Annotated in this window: 14 protein-coding genes; 10 read left to right on the top strand and 4 right to left on the bottom strand. The window is 64.3% G+C overall.

Translation table 11 applies throughout. The features are described 5' to 3' along the window. Positions 1 to 226: 226 nt before the first annotated feature. Complete coding sequence (locus D0Y60_RS04370) at positions 227 to 1,192, top strand: sugar-binding transcriptional regulator (protein WP_117367205.1); 966 nt, start codon at positions 227 to 229, stop codon at positions 1,190 to 1,192. Positions 1,193 to 1,252: 60 nt separating this feature from the next. After that, on the top strand, positions 1,253 to 3,307 hold the full coding sequence (locus tag D0Y60_RS04365) for a bifunctional aldolase/short-chain dehydrogenase (RefSeq protein ID WP_117367203.1): 2,055 nt from the start codon (positions 1,253 to 1,255) through the stop codon (positions 3,305 to 3,307). Positions 3,308 to 3,408: 101 nt separating this feature from the next. On the opposite strand, the gene D0Y60_RS04360 is transcribed toward D0Y60_RS04365, so the two are convergent. Genes D0Y60_RS04360 through D0Y60_RS04350 form a run of 3 tightly spaced genes read right to left on the bottom strand, consistent with a single transcriptional unit; the run spans position 3,409 to position 7,073 of the window. Beyond that, on the bottom strand, positions 3,409 to 4,452 hold the full coding sequence (locus D0Y60_RS04360) for a substrate-binding domain-containing protein (protein ID WP_117367201.1): 1,044 nt from the start codon (positions 4,450 to 4,452) through the stop codon (positions 3,409 to 3,411). Positions 4,453 to 4,500: 48 nt separating this feature from the next. Then, entirely contained in the window at positions 4,501 to 5,559 is a 1,059-nt protein-coding gene (locus D0Y60_RS04355) for an ABC transporter permease (protein ID WP_199564119.1), read from the bottom strand. After that, on the bottom strand, positions 5,559 to 7,073 hold the full coding sequence (locus tag D0Y60_RS04350) for a sugar ABC transporter ATP-binding protein (RefSeq protein ID WP_117367199.1): 1,515 nt from the start codon (positions 7,071 to 7,073) through the stop codon (positions 5,559 to 5,561). Before D0Y60_RS04350 ends, D0Y60_RS04355 begins: the two co-directional genes overlap by 1 nt. 146 nt (positions 7,074 to 7,219) lie before the next feature. On the opposite strand from D0Y60_RS04350, the gene mtnK reads away from it, so the two are divergent. From mtnK to D0Y60_RS04325, 5 genes are read left to right on the top strand one after another with little or no spacing between them, the layout of a single operon-like run. Next, on the top strand, positions 7,220 to 8,491 hold the full coding sequence (mtnK, locus tag D0Y60_RS04345; protein WP_117367197.1) for an S-methyl-5-thioribose kinase: 1,272 nt from the start codon (positions 7,220 to 7,222) through the stop codon (positions 8,489 to 8,491). Further along, entirely contained in the window at positions 8,488 to 9,582 is a 1,095-nt protein-coding gene (mtnA, locus tag D0Y60_RS04340) for an S-methyl-5-thioribose-1-phosphate isomerase (protein ID WP_117367195.1), read from the top strand. The genes mtnK and mtnA overlap by 4 nt, the downstream gene beginning before the upstream one ends. A gap of 4 nt (positions 9,583 to 9,586) precedes the next feature. Continuing rightward, positions 9,587 to 10,522 (top strand): transketolase, encoded by a 936-nt coding sequence (locus tag D0Y60_RS04335; RefSeq protein WP_117367193.1) that lies wholly within the window; start codon positions 9,587 to 9,589, stop codon positions 10,520 to 10,522. A gap of 2 nt (positions 10,523 to 10,524) precedes the next feature. Beyond that, positions 10,525 to 11,526, top strand: a complete 1,002-nt coding sequence (locus D0Y60_RS04330) for a transketolase C-terminal domain-containing protein (protein ID WP_117367191.1) — start codon at positions 10,525 to 10,527, stop codon at positions 11,524 to 11,526. Then, positions 11,526 to 12,644: a RuBisCO large subunit C-terminal-like domain-containing protein gene (locus D0Y60_RS04325; protein ID WP_117367189.1), complete on the top strand. Its 1,119-nt coding sequence runs from the start codon at positions 11,526 to 11,528 to the stop codon at positions 12,642 to 12,644. Before D0Y60_RS04330 ends, D0Y60_RS04325 begins: the two co-directional genes overlap by 1 nt. A gap of 4 nt (positions 12,645 to 12,648) precedes the next feature. On the opposite strand, the gene D0Y60_RS04320 is transcribed toward D0Y60_RS04325, so the two are convergent. Continuing rightward, positions 12,649 to 13,569, bottom strand: a complete 921-nt coding sequence (locus D0Y60_RS04320) for a LysR family transcriptional regulator (protein ID WP_117367187.1) — start codon at positions 13,567 to 13,569, stop codon at positions 12,649 to 12,651. Positions 13,570 to 13,712: 143 nt separating this feature from the next. Between D0Y60_RS04320 and D0Y60_RS04315 the strand changes: the two genes are divergently transcribed. The 3 genes from D0Y60_RS04315 (at position 13,713) to D0Y60_RS04305 (ending at position 19,070) form a co-directional block, all read left to right on the top strand. Continuing rightward, positions 13,713 to 14,510 carry an alpha/beta hydrolase gene (locus D0Y60_RS04315; RefSeq protein WP_117367185.1) on the top strand — a complete coding sequence of 266 codons (798 nt, stop codon included), beginning with the start codon at positions 13,713 to 13,715 and terminating at the stop codon, positions 14,508 to 14,510. 49 nt (positions 14,511 to 14,559) lie between these two features. Then, positions 14,560 to 15,750 (top strand): efflux RND transporter periplasmic adaptor subunit, encoded by a 1,191-nt coding sequence (locus tag D0Y60_RS04310; RefSeq protein ID WP_117367183.1) that lies wholly within the window; start codon positions 14,560 to 14,562, stop codon positions 15,748 to 15,750. Positions 15,751 to 15,872: 122 nt separating this feature from the next. After that, positions 15,873 to 19,070, top strand: a complete 3,198-nt coding sequence (locus D0Y60_RS04305; protein ID WP_117367181.1) for a multidrug efflux RND transporter permease subunit — start codon at positions 15,873 to 15,875, stop codon at positions 19,068 to 19,070. Positions 19,071 to 19,082: the final 12 nt, after the last annotated feature.

Genomic DNA, 19,082 nt, shown 5'->3' with positions numbered 1-19,082 from the left:
TCCAGTTTGCGTTCGCACGATTTTAGGGCGCTTCGGCAAAGCGGGGAAAATCAGCGGGGATATTCGACGGACGCCGTTCCGGACGGAGCGCGCGGGATGGGACGGTCGAGATGAGCCTTGGCGAATATCCGCAAACGCTTATCAATCTGATAGCCTTATAAAATGCGCGCGTTGACTTTTGTCAGCGCTAATGACTAATGTCAGAACACCAAACGAAAGAGCCGCAATGCCTGTCCGTCCGAACGACCAGATCATTCACAAGGCCGCCTGGCTCTACTACACGCATGGCCTGCGACAAGACGAGGTCGCGCAGCGGCTCGGTATCTCCCGCGCCTCGATCGCGATGTATCTGCGCAAGGCGCGCGAGATGGGCATCGTCACGATCTCGACTTCTTCGGAACTGTTTTCCGACGACGTGCTGGCCCGCGAGCTGGAGGACGCGACGGGGCTGACCACGGCCTGGCTTGTGCCGGAAGACCGGCAGGCGATGGACCCGGCGGCGGAAATGCCCGTCGTCGCGGCTTCAGTCTTTCTCGAGTTGATCAACAAGGGCGACCGGATCGGCGTGGCCTGGGGCCGCACGGTCTATCACATCGCCGACGTCATGCCCTTCGCCGATCTGCGCGGCGTCACCGTCGTGCAGCTCTGCGGCAATCTCGGCGCGCCCTATTCCTACCGCCCCGACCAATGCACCACGGAAATCGCTCGGCGGCTGAATGCCGAGGGCATCAATTTCTATGCACCGCTCGTGCTCTCCTCCGAGCGCCTCGCCGAGGAACTGCGCGGCGAACCCGTCATCCGCGAGCAGCTTGCAACGATCTCGGATTGCAACCTCGCGCTCTATTCCGTCGGCGGCATCGAGGATGACAGCCACCTTGTCAAATGCGGCGCACTCTCGGCCGCCGACATGCATGCCATGGGCGAAAAGGGTGCGGCCGGCGTCATCGCCGGCCAGCTGATCGATCACGACGGCCAGTGGATGGACTGCAATCACAACCGGCGCTGCATTTCCGCCGATCTCGATTCTATCCGGGCGATCGAGAAGCGCATGCTCGTCGTGCAGGAAGACAACAAGTTCGAGCCGCTGATGGCGGCACTGAAGGGTGGCTTCGTCTCGCATCTCGTGGTTACCACGTCGATGGCGCGACGCATTCTGGAGCGTTGGGAAAAGGGCGGCTCGAGCAAAGCTTGAGCCAAGACTGTTTGGGGTCCGCCGATGCCGGCCGGGCCGGTTTATCGGGAGGCTGACACAATGGAAAATCTCTGGCGCGACGACGAAGCGGAAAAGGTCGTCGCGAACTATACCGCAAAGGGCGTCAACCGCGATCTGGCGCTGCGCACCTATACGACCCGCCTGCTCGGCGGCGAGCCACGGCTCGTGCTGCATGGCGGCGGCAACACCTCCGTGAAAACCGAAGTGACGGATCTCGTCGGCGACACCCATGCCGTGCTCTGCGTCAAGGGCAGCGGCTGGGACATGGGCGTAATCGAGCCGCCGGGCCTGCCTGCCGTGAAGATCAGCGCACTGCTGAAAAGCCGCAAGCTCGACAAACTCTCGGACGAGGACATGGTAACGCTGCTGCGCGCCAATCTTGTCGATCCCGCATCCCCGAACCCCTCTGTTGAAGCGCTGCTGCACGCCTTCCTGCCGCACAAATTCGTCGACCACACCCACTCGACTGCCATTCTTGCGATCGCCGACCAGGCGAAGAGCCGCGAGATGAGCGCCGAACTGTTCGGCACGAAGATGGGTTTCGTGCCCTATATCATGCCCGGCTTCGCGCTCGCCAAGGCCGCTGCCGAAGTGTTCGAGCAGGACCCGACGGTCGAGGGCCTGATCCTCGACAAACACGGCATCTTCACCTTCGGCGACACCGCCAAGGAAGCCTATGACCGGATGATCCACTACGTCACGATCGCCGAGGATTACGTCAGGAAAAGCGGCCGCAACCCATTCACGCCAGCCGCTCTGCCCTCAAAGCTCGCAAGCCCCGCCGATATTGCCCCGATGCTGCGCGGCGCCGTCGCAGTCGACAAGGGCGAGGGCCGCTATGAGCGCATGGTCAGCGTCTTCCGCGCCTCGCCGGCAATCCTCGACTTCGTCAACGCCGCCGAAGTCCGGGACATGGCGGCGCGCGGCGTCTCGACGCCCGACCTTTCCATCCGCATCAAGACCGGCCCAATGGTGTTGCCGCCACCGGCAAGCGACGATCTTGACGGCTACCGCGCCGTCATCGACCAGCACGTCGCCGCCTTCGCCGACGACTACACCGAATATTTCAGCAGCAACGACGCCCGCGACGACGTCAAGCGCATCATGCTCGATCCCATGCCGCGCCTGACGCTGGTGCCGGGCCTCGGCATGTTCGGCCACGGCCGGACCTTCAAGGATGCAACCATCGCCGTCGATGTCGGCGAGATGTGGATCGAGGCGGCGCGCGATGCCGAATCCGTCGGCCGCTTCGAGCCGGTCAGCCGGCCCGATCTCTTCGACCTCGAATATTGGTCGCTGGAACAGGCGAAGCTCGCCGGCGCCAAGCCGAAGCCCTTCACCGGCCAGGTCGCCATCGTCACCGGCGGGGCCGGCGCCATCGGCGCGGCCGTCGTCAAGGCCTTTGCCGCCGAGGGCGCCCATGTAGTAGCACTCGATCTCGATGGCGAGAAGGCGGCGGCGGTCGCCAACGCGGCCGGCAACAATTCCATCGGAATCGCCTGCGATATCACAGATCCCGTCTCCGTCCGCACCGCCTTCGACAAGGCGATCGCTACCTTTGGCGGTGTCGATATCGTGGTTTCCAATGCGGGTGCCGCCTGGGAAAGCCCGATCGCCACGATGGACGACGCGCTGCTGCGCAAGAGCTTCGAGCTGAACTTCTTCGCCCATCAGACAGTGGCGCAGAATGCCGTGCGTATCATGAAGGCGCAGAAGACCGGCGGCGTGCTGCTGTTCAACGCCTCCAAGCAGGCGGTCAATCCCGGCGCGAAATTCGGCGCCTATGGCCTGCCGAAGGCCGCGACGCTCTTCCTGTCGCGGCAATACGCGCTGGAGCACGGCGCCGACAATATTCGCGTCAACGCCGTCAATGCCGACCGCATCCGCTCCGGCCTGCTCAACGACGAGATGATCGCCAACCGCGCCGCCGCCCGCGGCCTCTCCGTCAAGGACTACATGGGCGGCAACCTGCTTGGCCTTGAAGTGACTGCCGAAGACGTCGCCCGCGCCTTCGTGCACCACGCCCTCGCCGACCGCACCACCGCCGACGTCACCACCGTCGACGGCGGCAATATCGCAGCGGCGATGCGCTGATTTCCGGATCGGGGCAGGCAACTGCCCCGTTTTCGTCTTGACCGGACATGCAAAAGGGGCGGCCCGATGGACCGCCCCTTCTTCATTCCATCCTGTCGAAATCAGGGCTTCGGCATCCATGCGGGCATGGCGACATCGGCATGGGCGAACTGCGGCAGCTTCGTGCCGAGCTCTTCCATGTTCTTGATGTCCTGATCGTTCAGGTCCTTCTGGGTGATCAGCGTCGGCGGCACGATGACCTGCTTGCCCGGATCTTCACCGGCGAGCAGCATGGCAAGCGAGCGCACCGAGACCTGACCGACTACGGCCGGGTTCGTCGCAGCCGTCGCGGCCCAGGCCGAACCGGATTCGCGCATCGCGGCAATGTCGGAGGTCGAGATGTCGGCCGAGTAGATCTTGACGCTGGAGGACAGGCCCGCTTCGTCGACGGCGATCTTCACGCCCTTGGCGAATTCGTCATAGGGAGCGAACATCACGGTGATGTCGGGGTTGGCGGAGATCACCGACCGCGCCTGGTTGGCGACCGAATTGGCGATCGGATTGTCCATCGTGCCGAACTGGGCAGCCTCGTTGATACCGGGATATTTCTTCTTGAATTCCTTCCAGGTCTCGTCGCGGCGGTCAAGCGGCGCAATGCCTGCGACATAGACGTAACCGGCCTTGAAGCTCTCGCCATTGTCCTTGATCGCCTGCTCGAGCGCGAGGCGGGCGAGGTCGCGGTCGGACTGCTCGACCTGCGGGATCTTGTCGTTTTCGACATTGACGTCGAAGGCGACGACCTTGATGCCGGCATCGACGGCACGCTGGGCGGCTTCCTTCATGGATTCCGTCAGGCCGTGCTGGATGATGATGCCCTGCACGCCGAGCGCAATCGCCTGATCGACCATGTCGGCCTGGAGAGCTGCGTCCTGACGGCTGTCGAAGACCTGCAGCTGCACGCCGAGCGCCTTGGCCTGCGCTTCCACGCCGGCGAGGTAGGACTGGAAGAAGTCGCCGGTCGAGAGATAGCGCACGAGCGCGATCTTCACGTCGTCGGGCTTGTCGAACGGCTTGGGCATGTCAGCCGCAAAGGACGGCACGGCAAACGATGCCGCGGCCATCAGCCCCAGCGTCAGCTTACCCAGGGTTCTACGCGTAAAATTCATGTCAGTCTCCTCCACTGGTGAACTTTGGTTATCCGCCGAGGCTCCCCCTCAGCGTTTGCCTCTTTTCGAGAGCGCAAAGGTGAAGATCAGGGCGATGACGAGCACGGCGCCCTTGACGAAATCCTGTGTGTAATAGGGCGCGTTCATCATCGTCAGGCCCTGCAGGAGGATGCCGACGAAGAGCGCGCCCACGGCCGTGCCGAAGGCGTTCGGCTTGGCGGCGCCGAGCACGGCGAAGCCGATGAGTGCTGCCGCGACGGCATCGAGCAGCAGGTTGTTGCCGGAGGCGATATCGCCGCGCCCAAGGCGAGCGGCAAGCAGGATACCGCCGATCGAGGCGAAGACACCGGAGATGACATAGGCCGAGATCTTGTAGGCATTGACCGGTGCGCCGGCGAGGCTTGCGGCGCGCTCGTTGGAGCCGACGGCATACATCATGCGGCCGAAGCGGGTGTATTCGAGGAAGAACCAGATGACGATGGCGAGCACGATCAGCACGACCACCGAGACCGGCACGAGATTGGGCAGGATCAGATCGAAACGGTGGCGGCCAAGTGCCAGGAAGGCCGGGCTGAAGGCGCCGGTTGCCGTCGAACCATCGGGCAGCGTCATGCCCGTCGCAATCGAACGCCCCTCGGTCGGGATGCGCTGGAGGCCGAGCAGCAGGAACATCATGCCGAGCGTGGCGAGCAGATCCGGCACGCGCATATAGACGATGATGATGCCGTTGATCAGGCCGACCAGCACGCCAACAGCGAGGCAGACGAGCGTCGCCGTCAGCGCGTCACCGCCCATCACCACCATGACATAGGACGAGGCCATCATGGCCGTGGTGGCGACGGAGCCGATGGAAAGGTCGAAACCGCCGACGACGAGCGTCGCCGTGACGCCGAGCGCCAGAATGCCGGTGATCGACACGGACTGCAGGATGAACACGGCGCTCTGCGGCGAGGCGAAGCCGCCCGTCACCGCCGAGAAATAGAGCACCATGCCGGCGAGCAGCACGAGGAAGCCGTATTTGATCGCGGTTTCCCGGATGTTGAAGACGGCCGGCGGAACGGTGCCCGTGGCTGCGTTTGCGGCGGAGTTGCTCTGTTCGCTCGTCATCATGCACTGACCTGTTGATAGAATTGCCCGGCGATCTCGGAGAGCAGCCGCTCGACATCGATATCGGCATTGCGGTGCTCGCCGACGATGGTCTGCTCCGACATCACCAGGATGCGGTCAGCGACCTCGAAGGCCTCGTCGAGTTCCGTCAGGAAGAGAATGGTGGTGCGCCCGGCAGCGGACGCGCGCAGCTTCTCGCCGATATCGCGGCGGGCGGCGATGTCGACGCCCTGGAACGGTTCGTCGAGGATGAGCAGGCGCGACGGTTCAGACAGCCAACGGCCGACCATGACCTTCTGCTGGTTGCCGCCCGACAGCGTCTGCATCTCGTCGCGCTCGCTGCGGCAGACGACGCCGAGCGACGAGATCTGCTGGCGGGCCTTGGTCTTTTCAGCACGGCGGCTGGCAATGCCGACGGACGAGAGACGGCGCAGGAACGGCAGGCTGATATTCTCGTAGATATTGAAGTCCGGCACGATGCCGCTAATCGCGCGGTCCTTGGCGACGAGGAAGACGCCCTGTGCAATCGCCTGCCCCGTCGTCTTCGGCGCATAGCGCTTGCCGTCCAGCGTCATCTCGCCGGCCGCAGGCGCGCGGGCGCCAAACAGCGTTTCGGCAAGCGCCGTCTTGCCGACGCCGACAAGGCCGGTCACGGCGACGATCTCGCCATCGCCGAGATCGAAATCGAAGGGCCGCGTCTGTTCGGAGAGTTTCAGCCCGCGCACGCTGAAGACGGGCCGGCCCGCCTCGCGCACCGCGACGGCACCGGCCGAGACCTTGCGGCCGAGCATGGCATTGACCGCGCCTTCATAGTCGAGTTCCGGCCCCTCGAAACGGCCGGTGATGCGGCCATCGCGCAAAGCAAGGATGCTGTCGGCAAGCCGGCGGATATCCGACATGCGGTGCGAGATATAGAGAATGGCGACGCCGCGCGCCTTCAGGCGGTCGACGAGATCGAACAGACGGTCGGCCTCCGCGCTCGACAGCGACGAGGTCGGCTCGTCGAGGATCAGCACCTTCGGCTCATGCGCCATGGCGCGCGCGATCGCCACCATCTGGCGGTCGGCCAGCGTCAGGTCGTTGATATTGGCGGTGAGATCGATCGACAGGCCCATGCGGGAGGCGACGACGGCAGCCTCGCGGCGTACCCGGCGCGGATTGAAGAACAGCCGCGCACCGCGCCCGTTCAGCCGGTCGAGCGTCAGATTGGTCGCGACATCGAGGTCGGCGACGACGCCGTCATTGATGTTCTGGTGCACGGTGACGACGCCGGCGCGGATCGCCTCAGCCGGCGTTGTCGGCTCGAAGGGCGTACCCGCCAGCGTGATTGTGCCGGCGTCCTTTGTGTAGACGCCCGAAAGGATGCGCACGAGTGTGGATTTGCCGGCGCCGTTGGCGCCCATCAAAACCGTCACTGCGCCTGCCTTGAGGTCGAGGTCCACACCCTGAAGCACCGGTACCGGGCCAAAGGATTTGCGCACGCCCTCAATGCGAAACACTGCCTGTTCGCTCATTCCATCCTCCCAATGACGCCACGTTAGGATAGGCTCTCATCAAATGTCAAGGCCGTTGACATTTGACAGAATGATGCCTTAGCTGTGGGTACAGACGGCATGGCGGCAGGCAATGGAGGCAGCCCCGTGCGCAGGAGGAGAACACCATGAACAGTCCCGTCTTCGAGGCGCTGAGCGCCGAGACATTGCCGGAAAGGCTTGGCGGCAACGCCGCCCTCACCGAGAGGATCGGAAGCGATTCGGCGCGCTGGACAATCAAGGAAGTCGGTGACGGAAACCTCAATCTGGTCTTTATCGTCACGGGCGAAACGGGCGCCGTTATCGTCAAGCAGGCGCTGCCCTATGTGCGCCTCGTCGGCGAGAGCTGGCCGCTGCCGCTCAAGCGCTCCTTCTTCGAATACCACGCGCTGAAGCGCCAGGGCGCGCGCGATCCCGGCATGGTGCCGGAGGTCCTGTTCTTCGACGAGGCGCAGGCGATCATCGTCATGGAATTCCTGACGCCGCATGTCATCCTGCGCCGCGCGCTGATCGATGGCCGGGAGTTGCCGAAGATCGGCCGCGATCTCGGCCTCTTCGTCGCCCGCACGCTGTTCCGCGGCTCCGACCTCTCCATGGTGACGCGCGAGAAAAAGGCCGATGTCGCGCTGTTCTCCGACAATGTCGAACTCTGCGACATCACGGAAAACCTCGTTTTCTCCGATCCCTATTTCGAAGCCGCGCTCAACCGCCACACCACGCCGCAGCTCGATCCCATCGTCGCCGAACTGCGCGCCGACCGCGACCTCAAGGTCGAGGCGCAGCGGCTGAAGCACCTGTTCTCCGCCAAGGCCGAAACGCTCTGCCACGGCGACCTGCACACCGGCTCCGTCATGGTAACCGACGACGAGACCCGCGTCATCGACCCGGAATTCGCCTTCTACGGCCCGATCAGCTTCGACGTCGGCATGCTGATCGCCAATTTCTGGATGAGCTATTTCTCGCAGGCCGGCCACGAGACCTCCCCCGGCGCGCGCGACAGCATGCGTGCCTACCTGCTCGACACGATCGATACGCTCTGGGAGACGTTCCGCGCGGAATTTTCCCATCTCTGGCGCACCGAGCGCAAGGGCATCCTCTACCAGGCGAGCCTCTTCGAGGACCGCAACGACCCCCTCGCCGCCGAGCAGGCGCTCAATATCGTCATTGACGAGATTTGGCGCGAGATGCTGGGCTTTGCCGGCATCGAGATCCATCGCCGCATTCTCGGCCTTGCCCACAATGCCGATTTCGAAACCATCGCCGACCCCGACCGCCGCGCGCCCTGCGAAAGCAAGGCGCTGAAGTTCGGGCGTCACCTCGCCGTCAACCGGCAGCGCATCCACAGCCTCCGCGATATCCGCGAGACGGTGGAGCGGCTTGAAAAGGAGATCCTCGCGTGAAAGTCGGAGAACGACACTACCATACGATCTGGCTGAACGAGGACGGCCGCGCCGTCGACATCATCGACCAGCGCTGGCTGCCGCATGAATTCCGCGTGGTCACGCTGAAGACCGTCGCCGATGTCGCCGTCGCCATCAGGGACATGTGGGTGCGCGGCGCGCCGCTGATCGGCGTTACTGCCGCTTACGGTATCGCCATTGCCATGGCCAAGGACCCGTCCGATGCCCATCTCGATGCCGTCTGGGAAGAGCTGAACGAGACCCGCCCGACCGCCATCAACCTGCGCTGGGCGCTGAATGCGATGCGCGATCATCTTCGCCCGTTGCCAGAAGGCGAACGCGCTGCCGCCGCCTATGCGCGCGCCGCCGAGATCGCGGAAGAGGATGTCGAGCTCAACCGTGCCATCGGCGCCAACGGCCTCGACGTCATCCGCAAGATCGCCGCGAAGAAGAAGCCCGGCGAGCCCGTGCGCATCCTCACCCATTGCAATGCCGGCTGGCTTGCGACCGTCGATTACGGCACCGCGACCGCGCCGATCTACATGGCGGTCGAGGCGGGCATACCCGTCCATATCTATGTCGACGAGACGCGTCCGCGCAACCAGGGCGCCTATCTCACCGCCTGGGAGATGAACGGCCATGGCGTGCCGCACACGCTGATCGTCGACAATGCCGGCGGCCACCTGATGCAGCACGGCGATATCGACATGGTGATCGTCGGCACCGACCGCACCACGGCGAACGGCGACGTCTGCAACAAGATCGGCACCTATCTGAAGGCGCTTGCCGCGCGCGACAACGACGTGCCCTTCTACGTCGCGCTGCCCTCGCCCACCATCGACTGGACGGTGCATGACGGCGTGAAGGAAATACCGATCGAGGAGCGCACCGCCGACGAGGTGAGCTTCGTCCAGGGCCGCGCCGCCGATGGCTCAATTGCCAGCGTGCGCATCTCGCCGGAGGGCAGCCCCGCCGCCAACCCCGCCTTCGACGTCACGCCCGCCCGCCTCATCACCGGCCTCATCACCGAGCGCGGCATCGCGACGCCCTCGCCCGAGGGCCTGAAGGCGCTCTTCCCGGAACGGAGCTGAGACGATGAGCCTGCCCAACCGGAAATCCACCGAGGAGATCGCGCTCGGCATCCGCCGCCGCGTGTTCTTCCACACGATGAAGCACAATGGCGGCTATCTCAGCCAGGCCTGCTCGGCCGCCGAAAGCCTTGCGCTGCTCTATAACGAGGTGCTGAAGCTCGGCGAACCGACATTGCCGAAGGTGCCGCTGCCCTTTCGCGGCGTGCCATCGGCGCACAATCCGGATGCCTTTACCGGCGCCGGCTACCACGGCCCTGTCGGCCCGGATTATGACCGCTTCTTCATCTCGCCGGCCCACTATGCGCTCGTCATCTATTCCGCGCTGATCGAGACCGGCCGCATGGACGAACACGCGCTCGACCATTTCAACAAGGACGGCGGCTCGGTCGAGATGATCGGCGCCGAGCACAGCCCGGGCATGGAAGTGACGACGGGCTCGCTCGCGCAGGGTCTCTCCATGGCCTCGGGCGTCGCCTGGGCGCGGCTGCGCAACAAGGAGCCCGGCAAGGTCTGGGTCTATATGTCGGACGGCGAATTCCAGGAGGGCCAGACCTGGGAATGCCTTGCGGCGATGAGCTATCACAGGATCGACAATATCCGCGTCATTGTCGACGTGAATCGCCAGCAATGCGACGGCGCCATGTCCTCGGTTCTCGATCTCGGCGATCTCGCCTCGCGCGTCGCTGCGTTCGGCGTCACCTGCCGCTCGGTGGATGGCCATGATCTCGGCGCGCTCAGCGAAGCCGCTGAAAGTGCCGAACCCGGCAAGCCGCTCGTCATCCTCGCCAACACCTCGCCCTATCAGGGCATGGGCTTCCTGAAGAAACGCTTTCCGCGCCTGCACTATGTGCGCTTCAAGAGCGCCGAGGAGCGGCTGGAAATGCGCGACGCTCTGGCCGCCGAACTCGGCATCGATCTCACCGCGATGGAAGGGGCCTGACCATGGTCGAAATCGTCAACCGCCCCTACGCCAAAGCCTTCGAGGCCTTCGCCACCGCACGTCCCGAAGTCCTCTGCCTGTCGGCCGATCTCACCTCCTCCTGCGAGGTCGACGGTTTTCGTGACCGGCATCCGGACCAGTTCCTGTCGCTCGGTATGGCCGAGCAGAACATGCTGTCCTTCGCCGGCGGGCTTGCCATGCAGGGCTTCCGGCCGTTCATCCACACCTTCTCGGTGTTCCTCTACCGCCGGCCCTATGACCAGCTGATCAACTCGATCGCCTATTCCAACCGCAAGGTCCGGCTGATGGGCTTTCTGCCCGGTATCACCACGCCGGGCGGCATCACGCATCAGGCCATTGAGGACATCGCGGTGCTGCGCGCCGTGCCGAACATGACGATCCTCGAAACGGGCGATGCCACCGAAGTCGAGACCGTGCTGGAGGTCGCCGACAGCATCGACGGTCCGGTCTATGTCCGCATCCTGCGTGGCGAGGTACCACGCCTGTTCTCGACGCCTTTCGAGTTCAACAAGCTGCGCACACTCTCTGAGGGCGACGACATCCTCGTCGTCTCCTCCGGTGTGTGCACGGAAGAGGCGTTGCGCGCTACCGGGCCAATCGCGGCGCGCGGCATCGGCGTCCACCATCTGCATGCCTCGACGCTGAAACCCTTCGACCGTGACGGCCTCCTGAAAGCCGCGCGTGGCAAGAAGGGCGTGGTCACGCTGGAGAACCACACGATCGTCGGTGGCCTCGGCTCGCTGGTCGCGGAAATCCTCGCGGAGGAAGGACTCGGCATTCGCCTGAAGCGCCTCGGCCTCAACGACACCTTCGCGCACGGAGCCTCGAAACCCTATCTCATGAAGAAATACGGCCTCGACGCCGGCGCGCTGGTCGCGGCCATCGAAAGCCTCGTCGGCAAACCCCTTGGCATCGGCGAGGAGGAGCTGGCGGAAGTGCGTCTCGACCACGTGCATTCCGCCCAAAAGGCTGAGGCGCTCTGATGGCACCGCGCTTCACGGTCACCTATTTCGTGCGCGCCGCCGACGAGGCGGAGGCCAAGGCGCGTGCGCTCGACATCGCGCTGGAACAGACCGTAGAAATCCCGCGCAACGTCGTGCCAAAGGGCTATGTCGAGGATGAAATCCTCGGCCGACTGGAAAGTCTGCAGAGGGATATCGAGGGCCGGCCAGGCTTTGTCGCTGCGATCTCCTATTCGGAGGACGATGTCGGCGGCGATTTCCTGCAATTCCTCAATATTGTCTTCGGCAACAGCTCGATCAAGCCGGGCCTGAAGGTCGAGGATATCGGTCTCTCGCCCGGTCTCCTTGATCTCTGCAAAGGGCCGCGCCACGGCATTGCCGGCCTGCGCGCTCGCGCCGGCATCGGCGAAAAGCCGCTTCTGATGTCGGCCATCAAGCCGGTCGGCCTATCGACCGCACAGCTTGCACGCCTCGCCCATGATTTCGCGCTCGGCGGCATGCATTTCGTGAAGGACGACCACGGCCTTGTCGACCAGAAGACCGCGCCGTTCGACGAACGGCTGAAGGCCTGCATCCAGGCGGTCGGCGAAGCGAATGCGAAGAGCGGCGGCAAAACGAGCTTCGTGCCCAACATCACCGGCCCCGCCACCGCCATGATCGAGCGTGCGAAGCAGGCGCAGGAGCTTGGCGCCGGCGGCGTGATGATCGCACCGGCGCTCGCCGGCTACGACATCGTGCGCACGCTCGCCACCGATCCGGATTTTTCCCTGCCGATCGTCTCGCACCCGGCTTTTTCCGGCGCCAATGTCGTCTCGCCCGATTGCGGCTTCTCGCACCGCGCCTTCTTCGGCACGCTGCACCGCCTGATGGGCGCCGATGCCGTGGTCTATCCGAATTTCGGTGGCCGCTTCGGCTTCACGCGTGAAGAATGCCAGTCGATCGCAAAGGCCTGCGCCGTGGATATGGGCGGTCCGAAGGCCATCGTCGCGGCCCCCGGCGGCGGCATGACCTTTGCCCGCATCCCCGAGATGCGTGACGCCTATGGCAATGACGTCATGTATCTCGTCGGCGGTGCGTTGCTCTCCGAACCGGACCTCGTCGGCGCCTGCAAACGTCTGGTCGCCGCCGTCGAAGATTGAAGCGTCAGGGCTTGCCGACGCCGGTCAGCTCCGTCCGCGCCAAAAGCCGCACGACCCAATCAACAAAGACGCGCACCTTGTTGCTGAGGTGCCGGTTCGGCGGATAGACGATGTAGAGCGGGACCGGCTCGATATGCCAGTCGGCCAGCACTGGGACGAGCTGTCCTCTTGCAATGGGTTCGCGCGCCATGAAACAGGCAAGCGGCGCGACACCAAGCCCCGACAGCGCTGCGGCCAGATAGCTGCGCGCATCGTTGACCGAGAGAATGTAGCGGCTGTTGATTTCCAGCGTCTCGCCATCCCGCGTGAATTCGAAGGGCATGATGCGGTTGATCTGAGCCAGGAAGTAGTTCACGCAGTGATGCGCCGCTTCCAGGTCGGAGGGATGCTCGGGCATGCCGAAGCGTTCGATATAGGCGGGCGCAGCACAGGCCACCAGGCCCATCTCCCCAACACGACGCGCAATCAGCGAGGCATTGCCCGGCGAGCCCGCGCGCAACGCGCAGTCGACATTCTCCGCCAGATAATCCACGGTGCGGTCGCCCACCCCGAGATCGACGTTGATATCGGGATATTTCTCATGGAAATCATTGAGTTCGGGAATGATCAGCAGATCCGCGAAGGCCCCCGACATTTCCACGCGCAGGCGCCCGCTCGGGCTCATGCGGGAGTGCGAAAGACTGCCGTCCAGCTCGTCGATCTCGGTGACGATCTGATTTGCCCGCTCGTAGTAAAGCGCGCCGTCCGTCGTGACCATGACGCGGCGCGTGGTGCGGTTGAGCAGTTTGGTCTGAAGGTGCGTTTCGAGATTCTGAATCAGGTTGCTGACGGTCGCCTTGGGCATGCCGAGCGCGGCGGAAGCGCCGGTGAAGCTGCCCGTCTCCACCACACGGAGGAAGACGCGCATCGCAGAAAGCTGATCCATGGAACATTCCCACGTTGGAAGCTATGATTGTTCGAAATTTTGGACAGTGAAATCCGTTTTACCACACTTATCTGGGCAAAGTGACTGACGATATAAATGGTGAGGGACCAGCTTATTTCCAAGCGGTCCATAGGACAAGATCGATGCCCGTAGAGATCAAGGATATGACGTTCGACAAGGTGGCCATCGGCCCCGTGTCGGTGCGCGTCTATCAGGGCGCCGAATATGCCAAGGGCGCGCCCGTCCTGCTCTATTTCCACGGCGGCGCCTTCACGGAAACTGGGCTCAAACATTGCCCGCTTGCCGAATGCATCGCCTCGACCGGCGCCATCGTCGCCGTGCCTGACTACAATGCGCTCGGCGGCGGCATCTTCCCCAAACCGCTGGAAGTCGGTTTCTCGATCTTCTCCTACCTCGCCAAAAAGCGCGCCGGCCTCGGAGATCGCAAATCGCCGCTCCTCATCGGCGGCGAGGAGGCGGGCGGCAATATCGCGGCCGGCGTGGCGCTGAAGGCGCGCGACCACTTCGCCGACGAACTCGACGGCCAGGTGCTGCTTTCGCCGCTGCTCGATCCCTTCATGGCCAGCCGCTCCTTCCGCGAGGCAGACGCGATCGGCATGCGCCAGCGCTGGGCGGATGGTTGGAGTCACTATCTCAGCGGCGGTGTGTGCCACCCCTATGCCGCGCCCTGCCTGTGTTCGCGTCTTTCCGGTCTTGCCCCGGCGCTCGTCCTGACGGCGGCGGACGATCCGCTGCACGACGAGGCGCTGGGTTACGCCGATCGCCTCTCTCAGGCCGGCGTCAAAGTTCAGCAGCATGTCCTTCCCGCAGGAACAGGCTGGCCGACAATTTACAGCGGGACATCCAATGGAACCGGGCCCTGGGCCAGCAGCCTTGCCAGCCAGTTTTCCGGTTTTGTTCAAAATATTAGAATTCACTGATTTTACGGAACCCAAGCATAGCGTGGCCTGAGGCCACAAGGAGAAAACAATGCTATCGAAGCGCAAACGCTGGGCCCTCACGGGCACCGGCCTGGGTTTGGCTGCGTCCATTTTCGGCGCCGCCCTGATGGTTCAGGTCCCGAGCAAGCCCGCAAAGGCGGAAGCGGCGGCGACGGCCGAAGTGCCTGCCGTGCCGGTCACCGTGGCCGTCGTTGAAAACAAGAATGTCGTGACGTGGCAGGAATTTTCCGGACGCCTGGAAGCCATCGACCGCGTTCAGATCCGCTCGCGCGTCGCCGGCGCCATCCAGTCCGTCGATTTTCGCGAGGGTGCGCTGGTGAAGGCCGGCGACCTGCTCTTCACGATCGATCCTCAGCCCTTCAAGACCGCGGTTACCCAGGCCGAGGGGCAATATGCCTCGGCTGAGGCCCGCGTCAAACTTGCCAAGACCCAGCTCGAGCGCGGCGAACGCCTCGCCCACAGCAACAGCGTCTCGCAGAGCGATATCGACCAACGCCAGAACGCCCTCTCCGAGGCTCAGGCGAGCCTCAAGACGGCGCAGGCCGCACTCGACGCCGCCAAGCTGGAATTGAGCTATACCAAGGTCCGCGCGCCGGTCTCCGGCCGTGTCGGCAAGGTGGAGATTACCACCGGCAACCTCGTCGCCGGCGGCTCGGCCTCCCCGGCGCTGACGACGCTGGTGTCCGTCGATCCGATCTATGCCGGCTTCAATGTCAGCGAGGAGATCGTCGCCGCAGCCCTCGCAGCGCTACCCGCCTCCGACGGTGCGCTCCAGCCAATCGAGCAGATTCCGGTCGAAGTTGGCACGCTCGCCGACGAGGGGACGCCGATCCGCGGCAAGCTCCAGCTCATCGGCAACGAGGTGGATGCCGCCAGCGGCACCATCACGGTGCGCGCCGTCTTCGACAATCCCGGCGGCAGGCTGATCCCCGGCCAGTTCGTGCGCATCCGCATGGGCGAGCCGAAGCCCGAGAGCAAGATCCTCGTCAGCGAGAGGGCCGTCGGCACCGACCAGGACAAGAAGTTCGTCTTCGTCGTCGACAAGGACAACAAGGTCACCTACCGGCCGATCGTGCTCGGCAGCCTTTCGGGCGGCGAGCGCATCGTCGAAAGCGGGCTCTCCAACGGCGACAAGGTCGTCGTCAACGGCCTGCAGCGCGTGCGCCCGGGCGTCGTGGTCGATCCGCAGGAACAGGAAAGCGTCGCCTCCGTGAAGTAACGGCGGCCGGCGGGGCGCTGGCGCGCCCTGCCCCGTAACCCAGCAAATCAATGTCCGCCGGCGGAGCCTTGCCCGCCGGACAGGGCCGTTCGTCCGAATTTCATCCTGGAGAGGGTGCTAACATGAACATCTCCCGTTTCTTCATCGATCGCCCGGTCTTTGCCGGTGTGCTGTCGATCCTTATCGTGGTCGCCGGCCTGATCGGCATGCGATCGCTGCCGATTTCCGAATATCCCGAGGTCGTGCCGCCCTCTATCGTGGTGCGCGCCGTCTATCCCGGCGCCAATCCCGTCGTCATTTCCGAGACCGTCGCGACCCCGCTCGAAGAGCAGATCAACGGCGTCGAGGACATGCTCTACATGAACAGCCAGGCGACGTCGGACGGCGTGCTGACGCTGACCGTCACCTTCAAGCTCGGCACGGACCCGGACAAGGCCCAGCAGCTCGTGCAGAACCGCGTGTCGCAGGCCGAACCGCGTCTGCCGGCGGAGGTGCGTGCGCTTGGGGTGACGACCGTCAAGAGCTCGCCCGACTTCATCATGGTGGTCAACCTCGTCTCGACGACCGACCGCTATGACGTCACCTATCTGCGCAACTACGCGACGCTCAACATCAAGGACCGGCTTGCCCGCATCGAAGGCGCCGGCCAGGTTCAGGTCTTCGGCGCCGGCGACTATGCGATGCGCGTGTGGATCGATCCGCAGAAGGCGGCCGAACATGCGCTGGCCGCCAGCGACATCAGCAATGCGATCCGCGAACAGAACGTGCAGGCCGCCGCCGGCATCATCGGCGCCTCCCCGACGCCGAACGACGTAAACCTCCAGCTCAACGTCAACGCCCAGGGCCGCCTGCGCACGCCGGAAGAATTCGGCAACATCATCGTCAAGACGGGCGCGTCCGGCGAGATCACCCGCCTGCGGGATGTCGCCCGCGTTGAGCTGGGGGCCGCCGACTACACGCTGCGCTCGCTGCTCGACGGCCAGCCCGCCGTCGCCATCGCCGTGCTTCAGGCGCCGGGCTCGAACGCCATCGAGATCGCCGACAATGTGCGCGCCACCATGGATCAGCTCCAGCTCGCCATGCCCGACGGCGTGAAATACGAGATCGTCTACGACACGACGGAATTCGTGCGCGCCTCCATCGACAAGGTCGTCGATACCTTGCTCGAAGCCATCGCGCTGGTCGTGCTCGTCGTCATCGTCTTCCTGCAGACCTGGCGCGCCTCGATCATTCCGCTGCTCGCCGTGCCCGTCTCGATCATCGGCACCTTCGCCGTCATGTATGCCTTCGGCTTCTCGGTGAATGCGCTGACACTGTTCGGCCTCGTGCTCGCCATCGGCATCGTGGTGGACGACGCGATCGTCGTCGTCGAAAACGTCGAACGCACTATCGAGAACGGCCTTTCCCCCCGCGAGGCGACCTACCGCGCCATGCGGGAAGTCTCCGGTCCGATCATCGCGATTGCGCTCGTGCTCGTCGCCGTCTTCGTGCCGCTCGCCTTCATCAGCGGCCTCTCCGGCCAGTTCTACCGCCAGTTCGCCCTGACCATCGCCATCTCGACGGTCATCTCGGCGATCAACTCGCTGACGCTTTCCCCGGCGCTGGCCGCCCTTCTTCTGAAGGATCACCATGCACCGAAGGATTGGCTGACCCGCCTCATGGACGGCCTGTTCGGCTGGTTCTTCCGTGGCTTCAACCGGGTCTTCAACGCCGCCGGCAACGGCTATGGCCGCACCATCGGCGGGCTCGTCACGCGCAAGTCGCTGGTCATGATCGTTTATCTCGCCCTCGTCGGCGCCACCTACACGGTGTTCAACGCCGTGCCCGGCGGCTTCGTGCCGGCGCAGGACAAACAATATCTGGTCGGCTTCGCCCAGCTGCCCGACGGCGCCACCCTCGACCGCACGGAAGACGTCATCAAGAAGATGAGCGATATCGCGCTGGCGCAGCCCGGCGTGGCACACGCCATCGCCTTCCCTGGCCTGTCGATCAATGGTTTCACCATCGGCTCGAATTCCGGCATCGTCTTCGCCGTGCTCGATGATTTCGAGGAGCGTAAGACGCCGGATCTCTCCGGCGGGGCGATCGCCATGCAGCTGAACCAGAAGTTTGCCGGCATCCAGGATGCCTTTATCGCCATGTTCCCGCCGCCGCCGGTCAACGGTCTCGGCACGACGGGTGGTTTCAAGCTGCAGATCGAGGACCGTGCGGGCCTCGGCTACGGCGCGCTCAACGAGGCGACGCAGGCCTTCCTCGGAAAAGCCTACCAGACGCCGGAACTGGCCGGCCTGTTCTCCAGCTTCCAGATCAACGTGCCGCAGCTCTATGCCGATCTCGACCGGGCCAAGGCCCAGCAGCTCGGCGTGCGGGTAACGGATGTATTCGAAACGCTGCAGATCTATCTCGGCTCGCTCTATGTCAACGACTTCAACGCCTTCGGCAGGACCTACAGCGTGCGCGTCCAGGCCGATTCCGCCTTCCGTGCGAAGCCGGAGGATATCGGCCAGCTGAAAGTGCGCTCGCAGTCCGGCGAGATGATCCCGCTCGCCGCCCTCCTGAAGGTCGACGCGACGACCGGCCCGGAGCGCACCACGCGCTACAACGGCTTCCTCGCCGCCGACATCAACGGCGGACCGGCACCGGGCTTCTCGTCGGGCCAGGCCCAGGCCGCCGTGGAAAAGATCGCCGCCGAGACGCTGCCCGCCGGCATCGATTTCGAGTGGACGGACCTGACCTACCAGCAGATCCTCGCCGGCAATTCGAGCATATACGTCTTCCCGCTCGCGCTGTTGCTGGTCTATCTCGTGCTGGCCGCCCAGTATGAAAGCCTGACGCTGCCGATCGCCATCATCATGATCGTGCCGATGGGCGTGCTCGCGGCACTCGCCGGGGTCTGGTACACGGGGGGCGACAACAACGTCTTCACCCAGATTGGCCTCGTGGTGCTTGTGGGCCTCTCGGCGAAGAATGCGATCCTGATCGTCGAGTTCGCCCGCGAACTGGAATTCGAGGGACGCACGCCGATGCAGGCGGCGATCGAGGCCAGCCGCCTGCGCCTGCGGCCGATCCTGATGACCTCCATGGCCTTCATCATGGGCGTCGTGCCGCTGGTGCTCTCGACGGGGGCGGGTTCCGAAATGCGCGCCGCCATGGGTCTCGCCGTCTTCTCCGGCATGATCGGCGTCACGTTCTTCGGCATCTTCATGACGCCGGTCTTCTACGTCCTGCTGCGTCGCCTTGCCGGCAACCGCCCGCTGGTCCAGCACGGCCGCTCGACCATGGCCGACGACGGGGAAGGTGTGCCGGCCGTGCAGCACTGAGTAAAGCGGCAT

The sequence above is a fragment of the Shinella sp. WSJ-2 genome, assembly GCF_003432075.1.
In the GTDB taxonomy this organism is placed as follows: Bacteria; Pseudomonadota; Alphaproteobacteria; order Rhizobiales; family Rhizobiaceae; genus Shinella.
Note: the sequence above shows the minus strand (reverse complement) of the source record. Positions and strands in the feature narration are given on the sequence as shown.

What these genes read in the sequence shown, in the direction of transcription:
- D0Y60_RS04370 (WP_117367205.1), top strand. Translation starts at nt 227, where the DNA reads ATGCCTGTCCGTCCGAACGACCAGATCATTCACAAGGCCGCCTGGCTC.
- D0Y60_RS04325 (WP_117367189.1), top strand. Translation starts at nt 11,526, where the DNA reads ATGGCACCGCGCTTCACGGTCACCTATTTCGTGCGCGCCGCCGACGAG.
- D0Y60_RS04305 (WP_117367181.1), top strand. Translation starts at nt 15,873, where the DNA reads ATGAACATCTCCCGTTTCTTCATCGATCGCCCGGTCTTTGCCGGTGTG.
- mtnK (WP_117367197.1), top strand. Translation starts at nt 7,220, where the DNA reads ATGAACAGTCCCGTCTTCGAGGCGCTGAGCGCCGAGACATTGCCGGAA.
- D0Y60_RS04320 (WP_117367187.1), bottom strand. Translation starts at nt 13,569, where the DNA reads ATGGATCAGCTTTCTGCGATGCGCGTCTTCCTCCGTGTGGTGGAGACG.
- D0Y60_RS04315 (WP_117367185.1), top strand. Translation starts at nt 13,713, where the DNA reads ATGCCCGTAGAGATCAAGGATATGACGTTCGACAAGGTGGCCATCGGC.
- D0Y60_RS04330 (WP_117367191.1), top strand. Translation starts at nt 10,525, where the DNA reads ATGGTCGAAATCGTCAACCGCCCCTACGCCAAAGCCTTCGAGGCCTTC.
- D0Y60_RS04335 (WP_117367193.1), top strand. Translation starts at nt 9,587, where the DNA reads ATGAGCCTGCCCAACCGGAAATCCACCGAGGAGATCGCGCTCGGCATC.
- D0Y60_RS04355 (WP_199564119.1), bottom strand. Translation starts at nt 5,559, where the DNA reads ATGACGAGCGAACAGAGCAACTCCGCCGCAAACGCAGCCACGGGCACC.
- D0Y60_RS04310 (WP_117367183.1), top strand. Translation starts at nt 14,560, where the DNA reads ATGCTATCGAAGCGCAAACGCTGGGCCCTCACGGGCACCGGCCTGGGT.
- D0Y60_RS04360 (WP_117367201.1), bottom strand. Translation starts at nt 4,452, where the DNA reads ATGAATTTTACGCGTAGAACCCTGGGTAAGCTGACGCTGGGGCTGATG.
- D0Y60_RS04365 (WP_117367203.1), top strand. Translation starts at nt 1,253, where the DNA reads ATGGAAAATCTCTGGCGCGACGACGAAGCGGAAAAGGTCGTCGCGAAC.
- D0Y60_RS04350 (WP_117367199.1), bottom strand. Translation starts at nt 7,073, where the DNA reads ATGAGCGAACAGGCAGTGTTTCGCATTGAGGGCGTGCGCAAATCCTTT.